The 14329-nt window shown below is 69.5% G+C and carries 14 protein-coding genes and 1 tRNA gene; 10 read left to right on the forward strand and 5 right to left on the reverse strand.

Annotated elements, in window-relative coordinates; all coding sequences use genetic code 11:
* The first annotated feature begins 131 nt into the window (after positions 1-131).
* From D7X99_RS29065 to D7X99_RS29075, 3 genes are all read left to right on the forward strand, one after another.
* A tRNA-Gln gene (locus D7X99_RS29065) sits at positions 132-205 on the forward strand.
* A 56-nt stretch (positions 206-261) separates the two neighbouring features.
* Positions 262-792: a non-proteolytic archaemetzincin-like protein gene (locus tag D7X99_RS29070; protein ID WP_121780626.1), complete on the forward strand. Its 531-nt coding sequence runs from the start codon at positions 262-264 to the stop codon at positions 790-792.
* Between the two features lie 140 nt (positions 793-932).
* Positions 933-1883, forward strand: a complete 951-nt coding sequence (locus D7X99_RS29075; RefSeq protein WP_306465377.1) for a hypothetical protein — start codon at positions 933-935, stop codon at positions 1881-1883.
* Here the strand turns inward: D7X99_RS29075 and D7X99_RS29080 are convergent.
* Together D7X99_RS29080 and D7X99_RS29085 are read right to left on the reverse strand one after the other, a co-directional pair.
* Positions 1880-2398 (reverse strand): DUF3592 domain-containing protein, encoded by a 519-nt coding sequence (locus D7X99_RS29080; protein ID WP_147476295.1) that lies wholly within the window; start codon positions 2396-2398, stop codon positions 1880-1882. The two genes, D7X99_RS29075 and D7X99_RS29080, sit on opposite strands and share 4 nt — an antisense overlap.
* 13 nt (positions 2399-2411) lie before the next feature.
* Complete coding sequence (locus D7X99_RS29085) at positions 2412-2882, reverse strand: DUF3592 domain-containing protein (RefSeq protein WP_121780629.1); 471 nt, start codon at positions 2880-2882, stop codon at positions 2412-2414.
* A 155-nt stretch (positions 2883-3037) separates the two neighbouring features.
* Here D7X99_RS29085 and D7X99_RS29090 point away from each other — a divergent pair, with 155 nt between their 5' ends.
* Positions 3038-3538, forward strand: a complete 501-nt coding sequence (locus D7X99_RS29090) for an ankyrin repeat domain-containing protein (protein ID WP_121780630.1) — start codon at positions 3038-3040, stop codon at positions 3536-3538.
* Positions 3539-3612: 74 nt separating this feature from the next.
* On the opposite strand, the gene D7X99_RS29095 is transcribed toward D7X99_RS29090, so the two are convergent.
* Positions 3613-5823 carry a (Fe-S)-binding protein gene (locus tag D7X99_RS29095; protein ID WP_121780631.1) on the reverse strand — a complete coding sequence of 737 codons (2211 nt, stop codon included), beginning with the start codon at positions 5821-5823 and terminating at the stop codon, positions 3613-3615.
* A 452-nt stretch (positions 5824-6275) separates the two neighbouring features.
* Here D7X99_RS29095 and D7X99_RS42935 point away from each other — a divergent pair, with 452 nt between their 5' ends.
* The 4 genes from D7X99_RS42935 (at position 6276) to D7X99_RS29110 (ending at position 11423) form a co-directional block, all read left to right on the forward strand.
* Complete coding sequence (locus tag D7X99_RS42935) at positions 6276-6437, forward strand: hypothetical protein (protein WP_158627089.1); 162 nt, start codon at positions 6276-6278, stop codon at positions 6435-6437.
* A 491-nt stretch (positions 6438-6928) separates the two neighbouring features.
* Positions 6929-8281, forward strand: a complete 1353-nt coding sequence (locus tag D7X99_RS29100) for a VWA domain-containing protein (RefSeq protein ID WP_121780660.1) — start codon at positions 6929-6931, stop codon at positions 8279-8281.
* 165 nt (positions 8282-8446) lie between these two features.
* Positions 8447-10768, forward strand: coding sequence for a protein-disulfide reductase DsbD (locus D7X99_RS29105; RefSeq protein ID WP_121780632.1), 2322 nt, complete (start codon positions 8447-8449; stop codon positions 10766-10768).
* Positions 10769-10835: 67 nt separating this feature from the next.
* Positions 10836-11423, forward strand: a complete 588-nt coding sequence (locus D7X99_RS29110) for a redoxin domain-containing protein (protein ID WP_121780633.1) — start codon at positions 10836-10838, stop codon at positions 11421-11423.
* A 59-nt stretch (positions 11424-11482) separates the two neighbouring features.
* Here D7X99_RS29110 and D7X99_RS29115 read toward each other — a convergent pair whose 3' ends face one another.
* Positions 11483-12463 carry an oxygenase MpaB family protein gene (locus D7X99_RS29115; RefSeq protein ID WP_121780634.1) on the reverse strand — a complete coding sequence of 327 codons (981 nt, stop codon included), beginning with the start codon at positions 12461-12463 and terminating at the stop codon, positions 11483-11485.
* Positions 12464-12628: 165 nt separating this feature from the next.
* On the opposite strand from D7X99_RS29115, the gene D7X99_RS29120 reads away from it, so the two are divergent.
* Positions 12629-12865, forward strand: coding sequence for a hypothetical protein (locus tag D7X99_RS29120; protein WP_120578646.1), 237 nt, complete (start codon positions 12629-12631; stop codon positions 12863-12865).
* 134 nt (positions 12866-12999) lie between these two features.
* Positions 13000-13614, forward strand: coding sequence for a hypothetical protein (locus D7X99_RS29125; protein ID WP_121780635.1), 615 nt, complete (start codon positions 13000-13002; stop codon positions 13612-13614).
* Positions 13615-13617: 3 nt separating this feature from the next.
* Here D7X99_RS29125 and D7X99_RS29130 read toward each other — a convergent pair whose 3' ends face one another.
* A complete protein-coding gene (locus D7X99_RS29130) occupies positions 13618-14325 on the reverse strand; it encodes a phytanoyl-CoA dioxygenase family protein (protein ID WP_121780661.1) in 708 nt (235 codons plus the stop codon).
* Positions 14326-14329: the final 4 nt, after the last annotated feature.

Genomic DNA, 14329 nt, shown 5'->3' on the forward strand with positions numbered 1-14329 from the left:
CAAGGCTATTCGTCGGCAGCGTCAGAGGTGTATAAGAGACAGCCCTGGATGGAGGGGGGCAGTGTCAGAGTGGGTTCCCGCGCCCGTCAAAGTGCCGTAGTATCGGCCCACGAGTACGCGTGCGAACCTGCTGGGGCGTCGTCTAATGGCAGGACGTCAGACTTTGACTCTGATTATCAAGGTTCGAATCCTTGCGCCCCAGCCACTCCGCTCCGGGGGGACGCGGTCAATGTCCGTCCGGAGGTAGAAGGCGGTGGGCTGATGCCGCAGAAGACGCTCCTGCTGGTCACCGTGGGCAGTCCACCGTCCGCGATCGTGAATGCCTTGCAGGAACCGCTGGCGACCCATCTGGGCGTCAGCGCGGTCGTGAGCCGGATGGCGCTGTCCTCCCCGGCCTACGCCTTCAACAAGGACCGCAGCCAGTACCACTGCAACGCCATCATGCGCCGGCTGGGCACGGTGCTGGATGAGGCGCCGCAGGAGCTGGTGATGGGCGTGACGGACGCGGACCTCTTCGAACCGGACTCGCCCTTCGTCTTCGGTCAGGCGGACCGGGAGTCCAAGGTCGCGGTGATGAGCCTGTACCGGCTGCGCCAGGGCGCGGAGGGCGAAACGCTGCGCCGCCGCGTGCAGGTGGAGGCGGTGCACCAGGCCGGGCACCTCATCGGCCTGTCGTACTGCGAGGACTCACGCTGCGTGATGTTCCTCCCTCTGTTCCCGCAGGACATCGACCGCAAGTCGCTGGGCCCCTGCAACGTCTGCCGCAACGAACTGAACCGCCTCAACCGCTGAAGGGGCGTGCGCGCTCCCGGACACGGGCGCGCGTGAATGCCTCCGTGTGCGTTGACGTCCTGTCTGGCGCGCCCTGTAGTGTTCGGGCGCGAAGCGCGTGTGACAGGGCCGGCACGGCGGGAGAGACAGCGATGATGGGCATGCGGCGATGGCTCGGCGGTGTGGTGGCGGTGGGGTTGTTGGGTGCGTGCGAGCCCCTGGAGGGTGGTGGCGGCACCACCGGTGACGTCCTCTTCGACCGGGGCTTCGCCTTCGTGCGCGACGACCGGAACATCTACGTGGTGGACGACGACGGCGACCCCAACAGTCCGCAGCGGCTGACGACGGCTGGCGGTGCGTACACGCCCTCCATCTCCAAGAACGGCAACAGCATCGTGTTCGTGCAGCGCTCCGGCAACACGTACTCGCTCCAGACGGTGCCCACCACGGGCGGGCCGGTGGCCACGCTGCTGAGCACCAACGACGCGGCGTGCGGCAGCTGCACCAACTTCCGCGGGCCCACGTTCAGCCCGGATGGCCGCACCATCGTCTTCGCGTTCGACCGGACGTCGGGGGCGCTGAGCTCGCTGGCGCGCATCGCGGTGGATGGCAGCGGCTTCGTGGAGCTGACGCCCAACGCGGGCATCGCCTTCGGGTCGCCGTCCTTCTTCCCCAGCGGCAACACGGTGGTGGCGCCCGCGGGCAGCAGTCCCTCCTTCTACAACCAGCTCGCGTTCGTGCCGGTGGGCGGCGGCAGTGCCAACTTCGTGGCCCTGGGCAACGAGGTGCTGGCCGTCGCGAACCGTGCGGTGGTGTCCCCGGACGGGCGGCAGGTGGCGCTGGACGGGCGGCTGTCCAACGGCAGCACGCGCATCTTCGTGGGCAATGCGACGGCCACGGGCATCAGCGGCGCCCTGCGGCGGCTGACGGACTACACGGCGAGCACCGTGGCGGAGAGCTTCCCCAGCTGGACGAGCAGCACGGAGCTGGGCTTCCTCTTCAACGACTCCGGCGGTGACCCGAGCATCTACCGCGCCCCGGTGTCCTCCACGGCCAGCTCCGTGACGCTCGCGGTGCCCGCCGCGAACGAGCCCTTCTACGGGCCCAACTAGTACTCGCCCCGCAGCCGCCTCTCCCTGGGGGGAGGCGGCTCGTCGTAGGTCCGCAGCCTGCCCGAGGGCGTGGACCCATGCGGCGCCGGGGCCTTCTTCGAGGGCGCGTTCATCATCGCGATGATGGCCAGGGACATGAAGACCATCAGGCTGAACACCCAGGTCAGGACGTAGAACAGCCCCACCTCCGTGCCCACGCGCTGGTGCCGGTGGGGATTGCCCGGATGGTAGAGGACCTCCAGGGAGTCACCCTCGGAAGTGCGCCGGGACAGGAGTCTGCGCCTGTGCTCGTCGTACTCGCCGTGGATCTCCGAACCGTCCGGCAGGTGGAAGACGTACTCCACGATGCGGTTCCCCGCGTTCAGCCAGCTTCGGCGGATGCGGACCACCTCGGCCCGGGCGTGCACCCCCTGCTCCCGCAGCTCCAGGGTGAGCTGATGATCGATCAGCAGCCGCACCATCAGCATCAGGGGCACCCCGATGAAGAAGAACACCACGAGCAGAACCAGGTTCATGGGCATGACGGCCTCAGGATGACGGGGGGAGGGACGCGGAGGCAATCTCGGGGGGCTCCGGCACCGCCTTCCCCAGGAGCGCCACCAGCCCCATGAGGAAGAGGCACACCTCCACGAAGCTGAGGAAGAGGGCGAGCCCCAGCGACGTCACCCCGTGGCCCTCCGGAAAGCTGCGGCGCGGGTCGCTCCGGCCGTATTGCACATCAATGCGGTCCCCGGGACGCAGCCGCTTCCACAGCTTCGAGGAGATGTTCCGCCGGTGCTCCTGGCGCTCACCGCCCTGGGGCGTGAAGGCGTAGACGAGGATGTAGTCGCTGTCGTCCGAGGCCGCGAGGAACTCCTTCTTCACCACCGTCCCTTCCGTGTGCAGCCCCTCGCGCAGGATGCCCATGTCCCGCCGGTACGACCCCCAGGTCAACACCAGCATGGACGCGCCCAGCACCACGAACGTCACACCCAGGACCCGCGCCGCGAAGAGAGCCACGCCGTGCCTCCTGCCCGCCCTTTAAGCGGGCACCCGTCGACGCGAAACGGCAATGCCCTCCTCGCCCCTCCGTAGAGCCTGCGCGTGGGCCCCTCCCTGGCGTCGAGTTCGCCGAAACGCCATGCTCCCGCGCGTCCTGTCCGGAGGTACGCACCGTGTCCCTGTTCGATGCCGTCGCCGCGGGTGACCGCGCCGCCCTGAGCGCCCAGCTCGACGCGGGCGCGGACCCCAACCCCTTCGACGACGAGGGCCGTACCCCGCTGATGATGGCCGCGCGCGCGGGCCAGGACGACCTGGTGCAGGCGCTCCTGGAGGCCGGAGCGGACCCCACGCTGCCGGACTCCGTGGGCGAGACCCCGTTCGTCGCCGCCGCCGCCTACGGCCACTTCCGGGTCTGCGCGCTCCTGTCCCCGCACGCCACCTCCGACGAGAAGGACATGGCGCGCACGCTGCTCAAGAACCAGGGCATCGACGAGATTCCGGCGCGTCCCTCGCGCGCGTCCGAGGTCGCGCCCGATGACTTCCGCCGCAAGCTCGCCTCCGCGGGTGCCTACGTCGCGGGCAAGCTGGGCGACGCCGGCGCCACCAAGCGCCTGGAGCGCGTGCTGCGCTCGGAGGGCAACGCGCCCAAGGGTCCCTTCAAGGGCCGCAAGTAGCAAAAGCGAAGGGCCCGGCCGCTCCCACCGTGGGGAGCCACCGGGCCCTCGTCACATCCGGAGCTGGACCTGCGTTACTCCGGCTTGGCGCTCACCACGGGGCTGGGGCTCACGGTGCCACCCTTGTTGGTGGTCTCCATGGAGTCCGCGACCAGCTCGGTGATGTCCTTGATCTGGATCTGCTCGCGGCCGGTGTCGTTCTTCGCGTCGTTGAGCATGGTGGAGCAGAACGGGCAGGCCACCGCGACGATGCCCTTGCCGCCCGGCTCCTTGTAGTCGCCCACCATGCCCGGCTTCTTCTTGTCCGCGGCGTCGGGGTAGGGCGTGGTGGGGTCCTCCGCGTGCTTGAGCGTGAGGGCCGCCTCGTTGATGCGGTTGTGGTTGATGCGCGTGCCGATGTGCTCTTCCATCCACATCCGGCCGCCACCGGCGCCGCAGCAGAAGCCCTCGCGCTGGCTGCGCTGCATCTCCACCACTTCCAGGCCCGGGATGCTCTTGAGCACTTCACGGGGCGCGTCGTACACGCCGTTGTGCCGGCCCAGGTAGCAGGGGTCGTGGTAGGTCAGCTTCGTTCCGGCGTTCATCACCGAGGACAGCTTGATGCGCTTGTCCTTGAGCAGATCGTTGATGAGCTGCGTGTGGTTGATGACGCGGTACTCGCCGCCGAACTCCGGGTACTCGTTCTTGATGGTGTTGAAGCAGTGCGGGCACTGCGTGATGACCGCCTTCACGCCCATCGCGTTCCAGGACTCGACGTTCGTCTTGGCCAGCGTCTGGTACAGGTACTCGTTGCCCATGCGGCGCGCGGAGTCGCCGTTGCACATCTCCTGCTTGGACAGCGTCGCGAAGGACACGCCCGCCTCGCGCATGATTTTGACCAGCGCGCGGCTCACCTTCTTCTGCTTGTCGTCATAGCTGCCCGCGCAGCCCACGAAGAACAGGTACTCGTACTCGCCGCCGTCACCCCAGGTGGGCAGCGCCAGGTCCCCCGCCCACTCGTCGCGCTGGTCCTGGCCGATGCCCCAGGGGTTGCCCTGGCGCTCCATGCCCTCGAACACGCGCTGGATTTCCGCCGGGAACTCCGCCTTCACCTGCACCTGGTAGCGGCGCATGTCGATGAGGCGCGGGACGTTCTCGATGAACACCGGGCAGGCCTGCTCGCACCAGCCGCAGCTCGTGCACGCCCACACCGTCTCCGCCTTCAGCGCGCTGCCGATAATCTCAGGCAGGGGCTCCTTCACGCCGTTGGGGCCGTAGCCTTCCTCTACCCAGCGCTCGTTGTCCCAGAGCCAGTGCTTCAGGTCCTGGTTCACGGCCTTGTGCGTGAGCGGCTTGCCCGTGATGTACGTGGGACAGTGCGTCTGGCACCGGCCACACTCCGTACAGGAGTACAGGTCCAGGCCGTTCTTCCAGGTGAGGTCCTTCACCGTGGCGGCGCCGAACTCCTCCTTCTCCAGGTTGGGCGTGGGCAGCTTGCCGGTGGAGTGCGTGCGCTGGAAGAAGACGTTGGGCAGGCCCGTGATGATGTGGAAGTGCTTGCCCAGCGGCAGGAAGTTCAGGAACGCCAGGATGATGGTCAGGTGGATGAAGAAGCCCGCCACGCCCAGCACGTGCGCCGCCGTGGCGCCCAGGGGCATCATCGCCAGGCCCGTCAGGCTGGTGACGGGCTCCCACCACACCATCGCGGACGGCGCCGCCGGCACCTGCGTGGCGCCCATGGGCACCTGCTGCGCGGCGGCGTGCGCGGCCACCATGTGACTGCCGCCGAACATGAACTCGGTGATCATCAGGCCCGCGATGAAGCCCAGGATGAGGTAGGCCTCCCAGGACTGGGACATGCGGTCCGGCTTCACCTTCCAGCGCGTCCACACGAAGTACGCCACGCCCGCGAGCGCCAGCGCCGCCACGACGTCCTTCACCAGCAGGTAGAGCTTGTAGAGGAGCAGCAGCGGCGGCGCGGCGTCCCAGGCCGGGTGGCTCAGGTCGGTGAGCACGTCCAGCGCGGTGGACGAAAAGCCCATCACGAACATCATGATGGTGCGCACCGCCAGCACCATGAACGCCGCGTAGATGAAGATGTGGAACAGGCCCGGCGTGAACTCCTCCGGATCCACCATGCGCTTCTGGCCCAACCCGAAGCGCACCAGCTGCGCCACGCGGTAGGGGATGTGGTCCAGCCGGTTCTCCTTCTTCATCGCGAGCAGCACGCCCACGCGGCCGGACATCGTGATGATGAAGATTGAGACTGCGCCTGCCAGCAGCAGGCCGGTGATGATGGGGTTCATGGAACCTCGGGACCCTCTGGGGCCGCACGGCGGCAACGCCGGTTGCCGCGACGCGGCAATTCTGGAGTGATTGTCAACCCTAGCAGGGGTGATTCGCGAATCAAGCACCGTGCGGGGGCCTTGTCCCGCAGCGTTCCTTCCACTGCTTCCAGACCGTCCTCCAGGGTGGTGCCCACCCACCCTCCGCCCCGGACCCGCCGTGCGCGAAACCACCATGCCTGGCGTGCTGGAAGGCAGGCGGCCGGGCGTGGTTCGCCGGACCGTCCGCGAACTTTGCCGTCCCGAGGGCTTTACAAAATCGGGGCAAGCTCCCAACATGTTCGTAAATCGGTCAAGCATCGCTTGTAAATGGACCCGCATGGGGCGGGCCCGGTGACCGACGCAGGGCGTCCAAGGGGAAGCGAGCCGTCATAGGCCGTACACCCCGTGAATGGAGCGCCGAGGAGCCGGACATGAGCCACGACGAGAGCACGTACCTGGACGAGGGTTTGGACGACCTGGAGCTGTCCGCGACGGGTGAAAACGGCCGTTCGGTTCCGCTGGACTCCACGGATGAGCGGCGCTGGGGCCACCTGGACGAAGAGGCCTGGGGCGGCTGGAGCGTGGCGGAGTGACGCCCTGCCCCCGCGGCCCGTGGCCTGCGCGGGGGCCTTCGTTGTCAAACCTGTCGGACTGTCGGACAGGTTCCGGGACTTGCACTCCCGGGCCCTGATGCAGTGCGCTGGATGCCGTGACGCTCCCCGTCCAAGGCCGGGTCGAGCCCCGCGGAGCGGTCTCGGGAATGACCGGTGTAGGACCTTTCAAAAAGTAAATCCGTAAATGGCTGAACGAAGCCGCCGGAATCCGCGTGTTCGTGGGTGACGCAAGGCGTCCCGAGGCGCGCCGGGTGGGTGATCGCCGGTGCCGGCCGGAGGCTCGTAAGACCAGGGGTTGGTCGGGTTGGACACGTTGCTTTCACGACCGGAAACCCGACATCCTCCAGGAACAGCGACAGGACTTCCGGGCGGACGCGGGCCCGTGCAGGGGCGTCCGGGGCCAGGAGGCCGTCGCGACGGCAATCGCGTCGAAGAGCGGGATGGGGCCCACCCACCATGCGGGAGTGCGGATGAAGCAGACGGCCTGGGCAGTGGAGCGCGACGCGGAGGGCGGCCGCGAAGTGCTGCTGCTGGTGACCCTGGAGGCCGAAGCGGAGACGCCTCGGGCCCCGGTGGCGGTGAACCTGGTCATCGACCGCAGCGCGTCCATGCGGGGCGCGCCGCTGGCGGCGGCGGTGGAGGCGGCGCGCGCGCTGGTGGAGCGGGCGGGGCCCAAGGACTACGTGGGCCTGCTCACCTTCGACGCGGACGCGGAGCAGGTGCTGCCCGTGCGCGCGATGGAGCCGGGCGCGAAGGCGGCCTTCCTGAAGACGCTGTCCCGCCTGGACTCCGGTGAAGGCACCTCGCTGCACGAAGCCGTGGAGAACGGCGCGGAGGCCGTGCGGCGCGTGCTGGTGCCGGGCGCCCGGCCGCAGCTGCTCATGCTCACGGACGGCGAGCCCTCCGTGGGGCCCACCGCGCTGGGCGAGTTCAAGGTGCTGGGCCAGCGGGTGCACGACTCCGGCGTGGCGCTGCACGCGCTGGGGCTGGGCAAGCACTACCTTCCGGAGATTTTGGAGGCACTCACCGGCCCGTCCGGCACGGGCTTCACGCACGTGGACGACGCGGAGGGCTTGCCGCTGGCGGTGGGCGCGCTGGGCGCGGAGCTGTTCGGCGAGGTGGTGGCGGACGCGCGCGTGTACGTGCTGCCCACGGGCTTCGCGGACCTGCGCTGCCGTCACCGCTACCCGTCGCGCGTGGAGGGGGACGCGATGAGCGCCGGTCTGGGGGCGGTGTCGCACGCGTTCCCGCGCCGCGTCCTCTTCGTGGGCGTGCTGGAGAAGGGCGACTGGAACCTCACCGTCACCGCTTCGTACACGGAGCACGGCGACACCCGGCGGCTGTCCGTGCCGGTGACGCGCCTGTTGCTGGACAGCGACGAGGGCCGCTTCGTGCGCGCGGTGTCCGCGGAGCTGGAGCTCGTGTCTCACGAGGCCGCCGCCTGGAAGGCGCTCTCCCGCCGTCAGCAGGACGCGGCCGAGCGGGCGCTCGAGGGCGCGGACAAGGGGCTCTACAAGCTGGCCCGCCTGGGCTCCGCGGAGGTCCCCGCGCAGCGGCACGTGGACCGCCTGGCGGACCTGCGCCGGGCGGTGGAGCGTCGCGCGGCCCAGCCGTCCGCCCTGGGGGTGCGCCGGGCCCAGTCGGAGGTGTCGCGCATCACCATGAGCCGCATCGGGCCGGCGCTTCCGGCCGCGGTGAATGTGGGCCCGCCCCCGCGGGCGTCCCTGCCCGCCGTGGCGAACGGCGGTGCACCGCCTCCGCAGGCGGTGACGCTGGACAGCGGGGGGCTCCTGCCCTGGAAGACGGGCGGCGGCGAGTCGTAACCGCCCGGAGTCCCTGTGCGTAAGGGGAAGGCGCGGGGGCCCGGGTGGTCCCTGACGCCGGGCGTGCGGGCATGCGGAATGCCTGGCTGCCCGGAAGGTTGAGTGCATCCCGCGGGGACGCATCCCAGGTAGCACGGCGTTTCCATGTGGATTAACGGGAGTCGCATGACGCATCCGTGGAGCAAGAGGTCTGGAATCCGGCTCGGTGGGCTGGGCGTGGTGGGTGCGTTGCTGTTGGCGACGTGGGCCCAGGCCGCGCTGCCGCCCACGGCCGTGGGCAGCACCGCGCCGGACGAGGGCGACCCGCGCCTGGAGGGTGCGCTGCTCCTGGACGCCACGCAGGTGAAGGCGGGCGGCGACTTCCGCGTGGGCGTGCGCCTCAAGCTGGACCCGGAGTGGCACGTCTACTGGAAGAACCCGGGCGACTCTGGCCTGGCCACGGAGGTGTCGTGGGACGTGCCGGGCGTGACGGTGGGGGATTTGCGCTGGCCCTTCCCCAGCACGTTCCGCACGCCGGACGGCTTCATCACCACGCACGGCTACCACGACGAGGTGCTGCTGTTCGCGCCCGCGCACGTGTCGAAGGACGCCACGGGCACGCTGAACGTGTCGGCGGCGGTGGACGCGCTCGCGTGCAAGGTGCACTGCATCCCCGCGCAGCTGGTGCTGACGCGCACGTTGCCGGTGGGGCCGGAGACGGTGACGGATCCGGAGTTCGCGCCGCGGTTCGACGCCGCGCAGGCCCAGGTGCCCTCGCCGGTGGGAGCGCAGGGCGCGCCGCGCGTGGCGCTGGCATTGGATGGCACATCGTTGACGGCGGGCAAGCCGTTCACCGGCAAGCTCACCGTGACGGCGGCGGACGGCAAGCCCTACGCGGGCGACGTGGAGGGTGACTTCTTCGTGCCCGGCCGCATCCTGGGCGTGGACAGCGTGGCGCTGACGCAGACGGCGCCGGGGACGTTCGCGCTGAAGGGCCAGGCGTCGTCGGTGGTGCCCAAGGGAGAGCCCCGGCTCACGGGCGCGCTGCGCCTGGGCACGAAGGCCACGGGCTTCACGGCGGTGGACGTGGACACGGCGCTCGCGCCGGTGATTGCTGCGGACGGTGCGGTGGCGGGGGCCGCGCCCCTGAAGGTTCCGTCGGTGAAGGACGCGGTGGGCAAGGTGAAGCCCGCGGTCGCGGCGGCACCGGCTGCGTCGGGCGAGTCACCCCTGGGGCTGGGCGTCGCGCTCCTGTTCGCGTTCCTGGGGGGGGCACTGCTCAACCTGATGCCGTGCGTGTTCCCGGTGCTGGCGCTCAAGGCGTACGGCTTCACGCGGATGGTGCAGGAGGAGAAGGGCAAGGTGGCGCCGCACGCGGCGGCGTACGCGGGCGGCATCCTGGCGACGATGCTGTTGCTCGCGGGCGCGGTGCTGGCGGTGCGCGCGGGTGGTGCCAGCGTGGGCTGGGGCTTCCAGTTCCAGGAGCCGCTGTTCGTCGCGGGCGTGAGCGCGGTGCTGGTGGCGTTCGCGCTCAACCTCTTCGGCGTCTACACGCTGGGCGCGGACGGCACGGCGCTCGCGGGCAAGGTGGACCAGAGTCACGGCCTGCTGCGCAGCGCGGGAGAAGGAGTGCTCGCGGTGGTGCTGGCGACGCCGTGTTCGGCGCCGCTGTTGGGCACGGCGGTGGGCTTCGCCTTCGCGGCGGGCCCGGCCACGGTGGTGGCGGTGTTCGTGGCGCTGGGGCTGGGATTGGCGCTGCCCTTCTGCGTGCTGGTGCTGGTGCCGGGGCTGACGAAGCGGCTGCCCAAGCCGGGCATGTGGATGGAGCGCGGCAAGCAGCTCCTGGGCTTCGCGCTGTTGGGCACGACGGTGTGGTTGGTGTGGGTGATGGGCGGGCTGGCCGGCGTGGACGGCATGGCGCGGCTGTTGGCGTTCCTCATCGCGGTGGGCCTGGTCACGTGGCTGTACGGCCAGTCGCAGGGGCTGGAGGGCGGGCGCCGGGGCGTGACGGTGGCGCTGGCGGTGCTCGTGCTGGTGGGCTCGGGCGCCGTGGCGCTGCGCTTCGAGGAGGCGCAGGCGTCGCTGGAGACGCGCGGCGCGGTGGCGTCGCACGGTGGCGCTCAGCCGTGGGACGAGGCGGCGGTGACGGCGGCGCTGGCGGCGGGGCAGCCGGTGTTCGTGGACTTCACGGCGGACTGGTGCCTCACGTGCAAGTTCAACGAGCGCACCGTGCTGTCGCGCGACGACGTGCGGCAGGCGTTCCTGAAGCACAACGTGGCGTTCTTCGTGGCGGACTGGACGCGGCGGGACGCGCGCATCACCACGAAGCTGGCGGATCATGGCCGCGCGGGCGTGCCCATGTACCTGGTGTTGAGCCCGGGCGCGCCGGACAAGCCGGAGGTGCTCAACGAGCTGCTCACCGCGGACAGCGTCATCACGGCGGTGCAGCGCGCGGCGGAGTGTGGGTCGCCGTTGAAGGGTGGCTCGGTGGTGTGCGCCCGGCCTTGAGCCGGGAGTGAAGTCGGGTTTGTGTTGTTCGTTCGTGCGCAGCGTTCAACTCATTGGAGGTTCCGTCATGAAGCAGGTCTTCAAGGCACTCGCTCTCACCGCGGCTTTCGTGTCCGCCCCCGTCTTCGCTGCTGACAACGCGGAGGTGGGCAAGCCCGCTCCGGCGTTCACGCTGAAGGACGAGGCGGGCAAGGCCCACTCGCTGTCCGAGTACAAGGGCAAGGTGGTGGTGCTCGAGTGGACGAACCCGGAGTGCCCGTTCGTGAAGCGGCACTACGAGGCCAAGACGATGCAGACCACGCAGAAGGGCTTCGACGCGAAGAAGGTGGTGTGGCTGACGGTGGACTCGTCCTCCACGCACAACGCGAAGAGTGCCGCGGACTGGAAGAAGAAGGAAGGCTTCAGCCAGCCGGTGTTGCTGGACACGGACGGCGCGGTGGGCAAGAGCTATGCGGCGAAGACGACGCCGCACATGTACGTCATCGACGGTGAGGGCGTGGTCCGCTACGCGGGCGCCATTGATAACGACCCGCGCGGCAAGGAAGCCACCAAGGTGAACTACGTGCAGACGGCGGTGGACGCGCTCATCAACGGCAAGCAGGTGGCGAACCCGACCTCCGAGCCCTACGGCTGCTCCGTGAAGTACAAGAGCTGAGCCGCTGTGACGTCATGAGGTTTGAAGGCCCGTGTTCCCGCGAGGGGACGCGGGCTTTTTCATTTCGCGTCGCGGTGGGCGTAGTCCGGGCCCAGGCCTTCGATGCGGTAGGCATTGCCGGGGTAGGTGCGGTTGAGCGTCGTCTCCAGGGTCGACGGGTAGCGCTCCAGGGAGACGTGGCGTTTGACGCGCTTGCGCAGCTTGAGGGCGCCTCGGACCAGGCCGCCCACCCAGGCGGGTGGGGAGTCGAACTGGATGGCGGGGAGCAGGCGCGGCGGTACCAGGCTGAGGCTGATGGGGGCCACGAGCGGACGCAGCGGGCGTGGCACCCAGCCGGCGAGGATGTTCACCGTGGACTGGGCCACACGGTGGCTGGCGGCGTCGGGGACGAACTCGCGCGCCTCGTAGTCTCGGATGAAGGCGTCGTAGGCGGGCTTGTCCTCGGGGATGTCCTTCAGGCCCATGCGGCGGCCGATTTCGCACCAGTAATGGAACCAGGCCTCCTGCTCGTGCTGGGTGAAGGGACGCCAGCCGAACTCCTGCATCCACTGGATGGGGAAGTCGATGAACGTCCACAGCACGAAGAGGAAGTCCTCGTTCGGGATGCGGAAGAAGGAATGGATGTGGTTCATCTGCTCCAGCGAACGGTGTCCCGCCTCGCCCTCCCAGCCGCACTCCATGAACCGCGCGATGAGCATGCGCGTGTCGTCGTAGCGCTTCTGGCCTCGCTTGTTGAACTCACCCGTGCGGTCCAGGAGGCGGGAGACGGAACGGCTGCCGTAGGTGTGGAAGAGGGCGATCTCCGTGGACCGCACGATGTCGAAGGGGAACTCGTAGTTGGTCAGCAGGTGCACGATGCGCTGGCAGTCACGCCGTGCATCCAGGGAGGCGATCTCCCGGCTCACTTCGGGCAGACGCGCTCGCCAGAACGGCTTCCGATAGACGGGGCCGGGCACGCGAGCGGCGGAAGGCCTTCCCTCGCCGCTGAAGGGACAGCCGGAGGGGACAGCGTCCTCGGGGTGATGGGCCGGGTCGGTCATGGCGGGGCGGCTCCGGGAAGCAAGGCGATTGGTGATGCTACCCCGCTCCACGACGGCATGCCGTGCCCCTGCCGACCCGTGTGTCTTATGCAGTGGCCTTGTCGGGGGATGGGACGCGCCGGACCTTGTCCTGGAGGGCAGGACATCCAGACAGGAGACGCGACCATGGCCAGCAACAAGGGGCCGCCGGTGAAGGGGCCCGAGCGCACGGATACCCACAGCGCGGAGGAACTGGAGCGTGAAGCCAGGCACCAGCGCCCGGGCACCGAACGGGGCGACGTGACGGACGAGGACGTAGGCGAGGACCGCATCCTCCAGAAAGGCATTGGCGGCTACGGCGCGCAGGAGGGCACGGAGCCCGCGAGGGAAGCGCCGCCGCTCAGCGACGACGGCGACCGGTAGCTTTGGCCGTCGCTCGGCGGGCGGGGGCGCCGGGGAGCCGAGCCGCGGAAACCTGTCCGACAGTCGGACAGGTTTTGAGGCCGCGCCGGGCGGGAGGCGCACGGCCTGGAGACCTGGGGGCCTAGAGTGCCGCCATGGCCTCCGCCCGCCTCGTGCGTTCCTGCTGCGTCCTGGTGTTGTTGTTCTTCGCGATGCCAGGGGTGGCGCAGGAGACGCCTGCCCCGGACGCAAAGGCGTGGCTCGCGGAGCACAACGCGGAAGCGGTGCGCGTGAACCAGACCGCGATGGGCATCCTGTTCGGCTGGGCGGTGCTGAACATCGGCACGGGCGTCGCCGGACATTTCGCGAGCGAGGGCGAGACGCGGGCCTTCTTCCAGGCGAACGCGGCCTGGAACGTGGTGAACCTGGTCATCGCGGGGTTCGGCTATCACGGACAGGCGACGGCGGATCCTGCCTCATGGGACCTGGCGCGCAGCCTGTCCGAAGGACAGCAAATGGAGAAGGTGCTGCTCCTCAACGCCGGCCTGGACGTGGGCTACATCGCCTTCGGCGGGTTCCTGTGGGAGCGCGGAATGCGCAAGGACTCGGAGCGCCTGCGAGGTTGGGGCAAGAGCGTGCTCGTGCAGGGCGCGTTCTTGTTGGTGTTCGATGGCGTGCTCACGTTCCTCAACGCGAAGCTGAACGGGGAGCTCACGGCGCGCCTGGTGCCCGCGCCGGATGGCGTGGGCTTGATGCTGACGTGGCCGTGAGCCTCAGACGCGCGCGTGCCATTCGAGCCCGCCGGGCAGGGGCCGTGCCGCGAACTCCAGGTGGATGACCCGGCGGTGCGCGGGGACGCGTGCCGGTGACGAGGCGTGCAGCAGCAGGGGCCGCATCACCAGCAGGCCGCAGCGGGGCACGAGGCAGTCCACGGGAGCGCTTCGTTCAAGCCATCCTGGGATGCTCGAAGAGGACAGACGGCCTTCACGGTGTGAACTCGCGAGCACGCGCACGGGGCCGTTGTCCTCTCCGCAGTCGTCCAGGTGGACGCGCACCGCGACCATGTCCTCCAGGACGGACGTGGGGGGCTGCACGCAGGGCACACCGGCCTTCTCCGTCCAGGGACCGAAGCCGGGCACGTCGCGGTGTTCGCGCACGGCGACGGTGAGGTCTTGGTGCCAGATGACCTTCCAGTTCGCGTCCGGTGTCTTGTCGAACAGCAGGCCTCGCACCGCGAAGCAGTGTGGGCCCAGGACGGACTCGGCGGCTTCGCGCACCGGATTTGAGCGGGCCAGCTCGCGGACGGCGTGCACGTTCTCCAGCAGGTTTCGCACGCCGCCTCGCCGCTGGGAGGTCGCGGCTTCTTCATTCACGGGACGCAGGGCCTGGAGCAGGGCGTCCGCGGTGGCTGGCGTGATTCCCTGCGGGAGGATGGCGAAGCCCTCGCGCTCGATGCGTGCGGCCAGTTCCTCCGAAGCCATGTCG

This window comes from Corallococcus sp. AB032C, from assembly GCF_003668935.1.
Taxonomy (GTDB): domain Bacteria; phylum Myxococcota; class Myxococcia; order Myxococcales; family Myxococcaceae; genus Corallococcus; species Corallococcus exiguus.

Excerpts from the sequence above, each read along its gene's own strand:
- D7X99_RS29070 (WP_121780626.1), top strand. The coding sequence starts at position 262 with ATGCCGCAGAAGACGCTCCTGCTGGTCACCGTGGGCAGTCCACCGTCC.
- D7X99_RS29075 (WP_306465377.1), top strand. The coding sequence starts at position 933 with ATGCGGCGATGGCTCGGCGGTGTGGTGGCGGTGGGGTTGTTGGGTGCG.
- D7X99_RS29080 (WP_147476295.1), bottom strand. The coding sequence starts at position 2,398 with ATGAACCTGGTTCTGCTCGTGGTGTTCTTCTTCATCGGGGTGCCCCTG.
- D7X99_RS29095 (WP_121780631.1), bottom strand. The coding sequence starts at position 5,823 with ATGAACCCCATCATCACCGGCCTGCTGCTGGCAGGCGCAGTCTCAATC.
- D7X99_RS42935 (WP_158627089.1), top strand. The coding sequence starts at position 6,276 with ATGAGCCACGACGAGAGCACGTACCTGGACGAGGGTTTGGACGACCTG.
- D7X99_RS29100 (WP_121780660.1), top strand. The coding sequence starts at position 6,929 with ATGAAGCAGACGGCCTGGGCAGTGGAGCGCGACGCGGAGGGCGGCCGC.
- D7X99_RS29105 (WP_121780632.1), top strand. The coding sequence starts at position 8,447 with ATGACGCATCCGTGGAGCAAGAGGTCTGGAATCCGGCTCGGTGGGCTG.
- D7X99_RS29110 (WP_121780633.1), top strand. The coding sequence starts at position 10,836 with ATGAAGCAGGTCTTCAAGGCACTCGCTCTCACCGCGGCTTTCGTGTCC.
- D7X99_RS29115 (WP_121780634.1), bottom strand. The coding sequence starts at position 12,463 with ATGACCGACCCGGCCCATCACCCCGAGGACGCTGTCCCCTCCGGCTGT.
- D7X99_RS29120 (WP_120578646.1), top strand. The coding sequence starts at position 12,629 with ATGGCCAGCAACAAGGGGCCGCCGGTGAAGGGGCCCGAGCGCACGGAT.
- D7X99_RS29125 (WP_121780635.1), top strand. The coding sequence starts at position 13,000 with ATGGCCTCCGCCCGCCTCGTGCGTTCCTGCTGCGTCCTGGTGTTGTTG.
- D7X99_RS29130 (WP_121780661.1), bottom strand. The coding sequence starts at position 14,325 with ATGGCTTCGGAGGAACTGGCCGCACGCATCGAGCGCGAGGGCTTCGCC.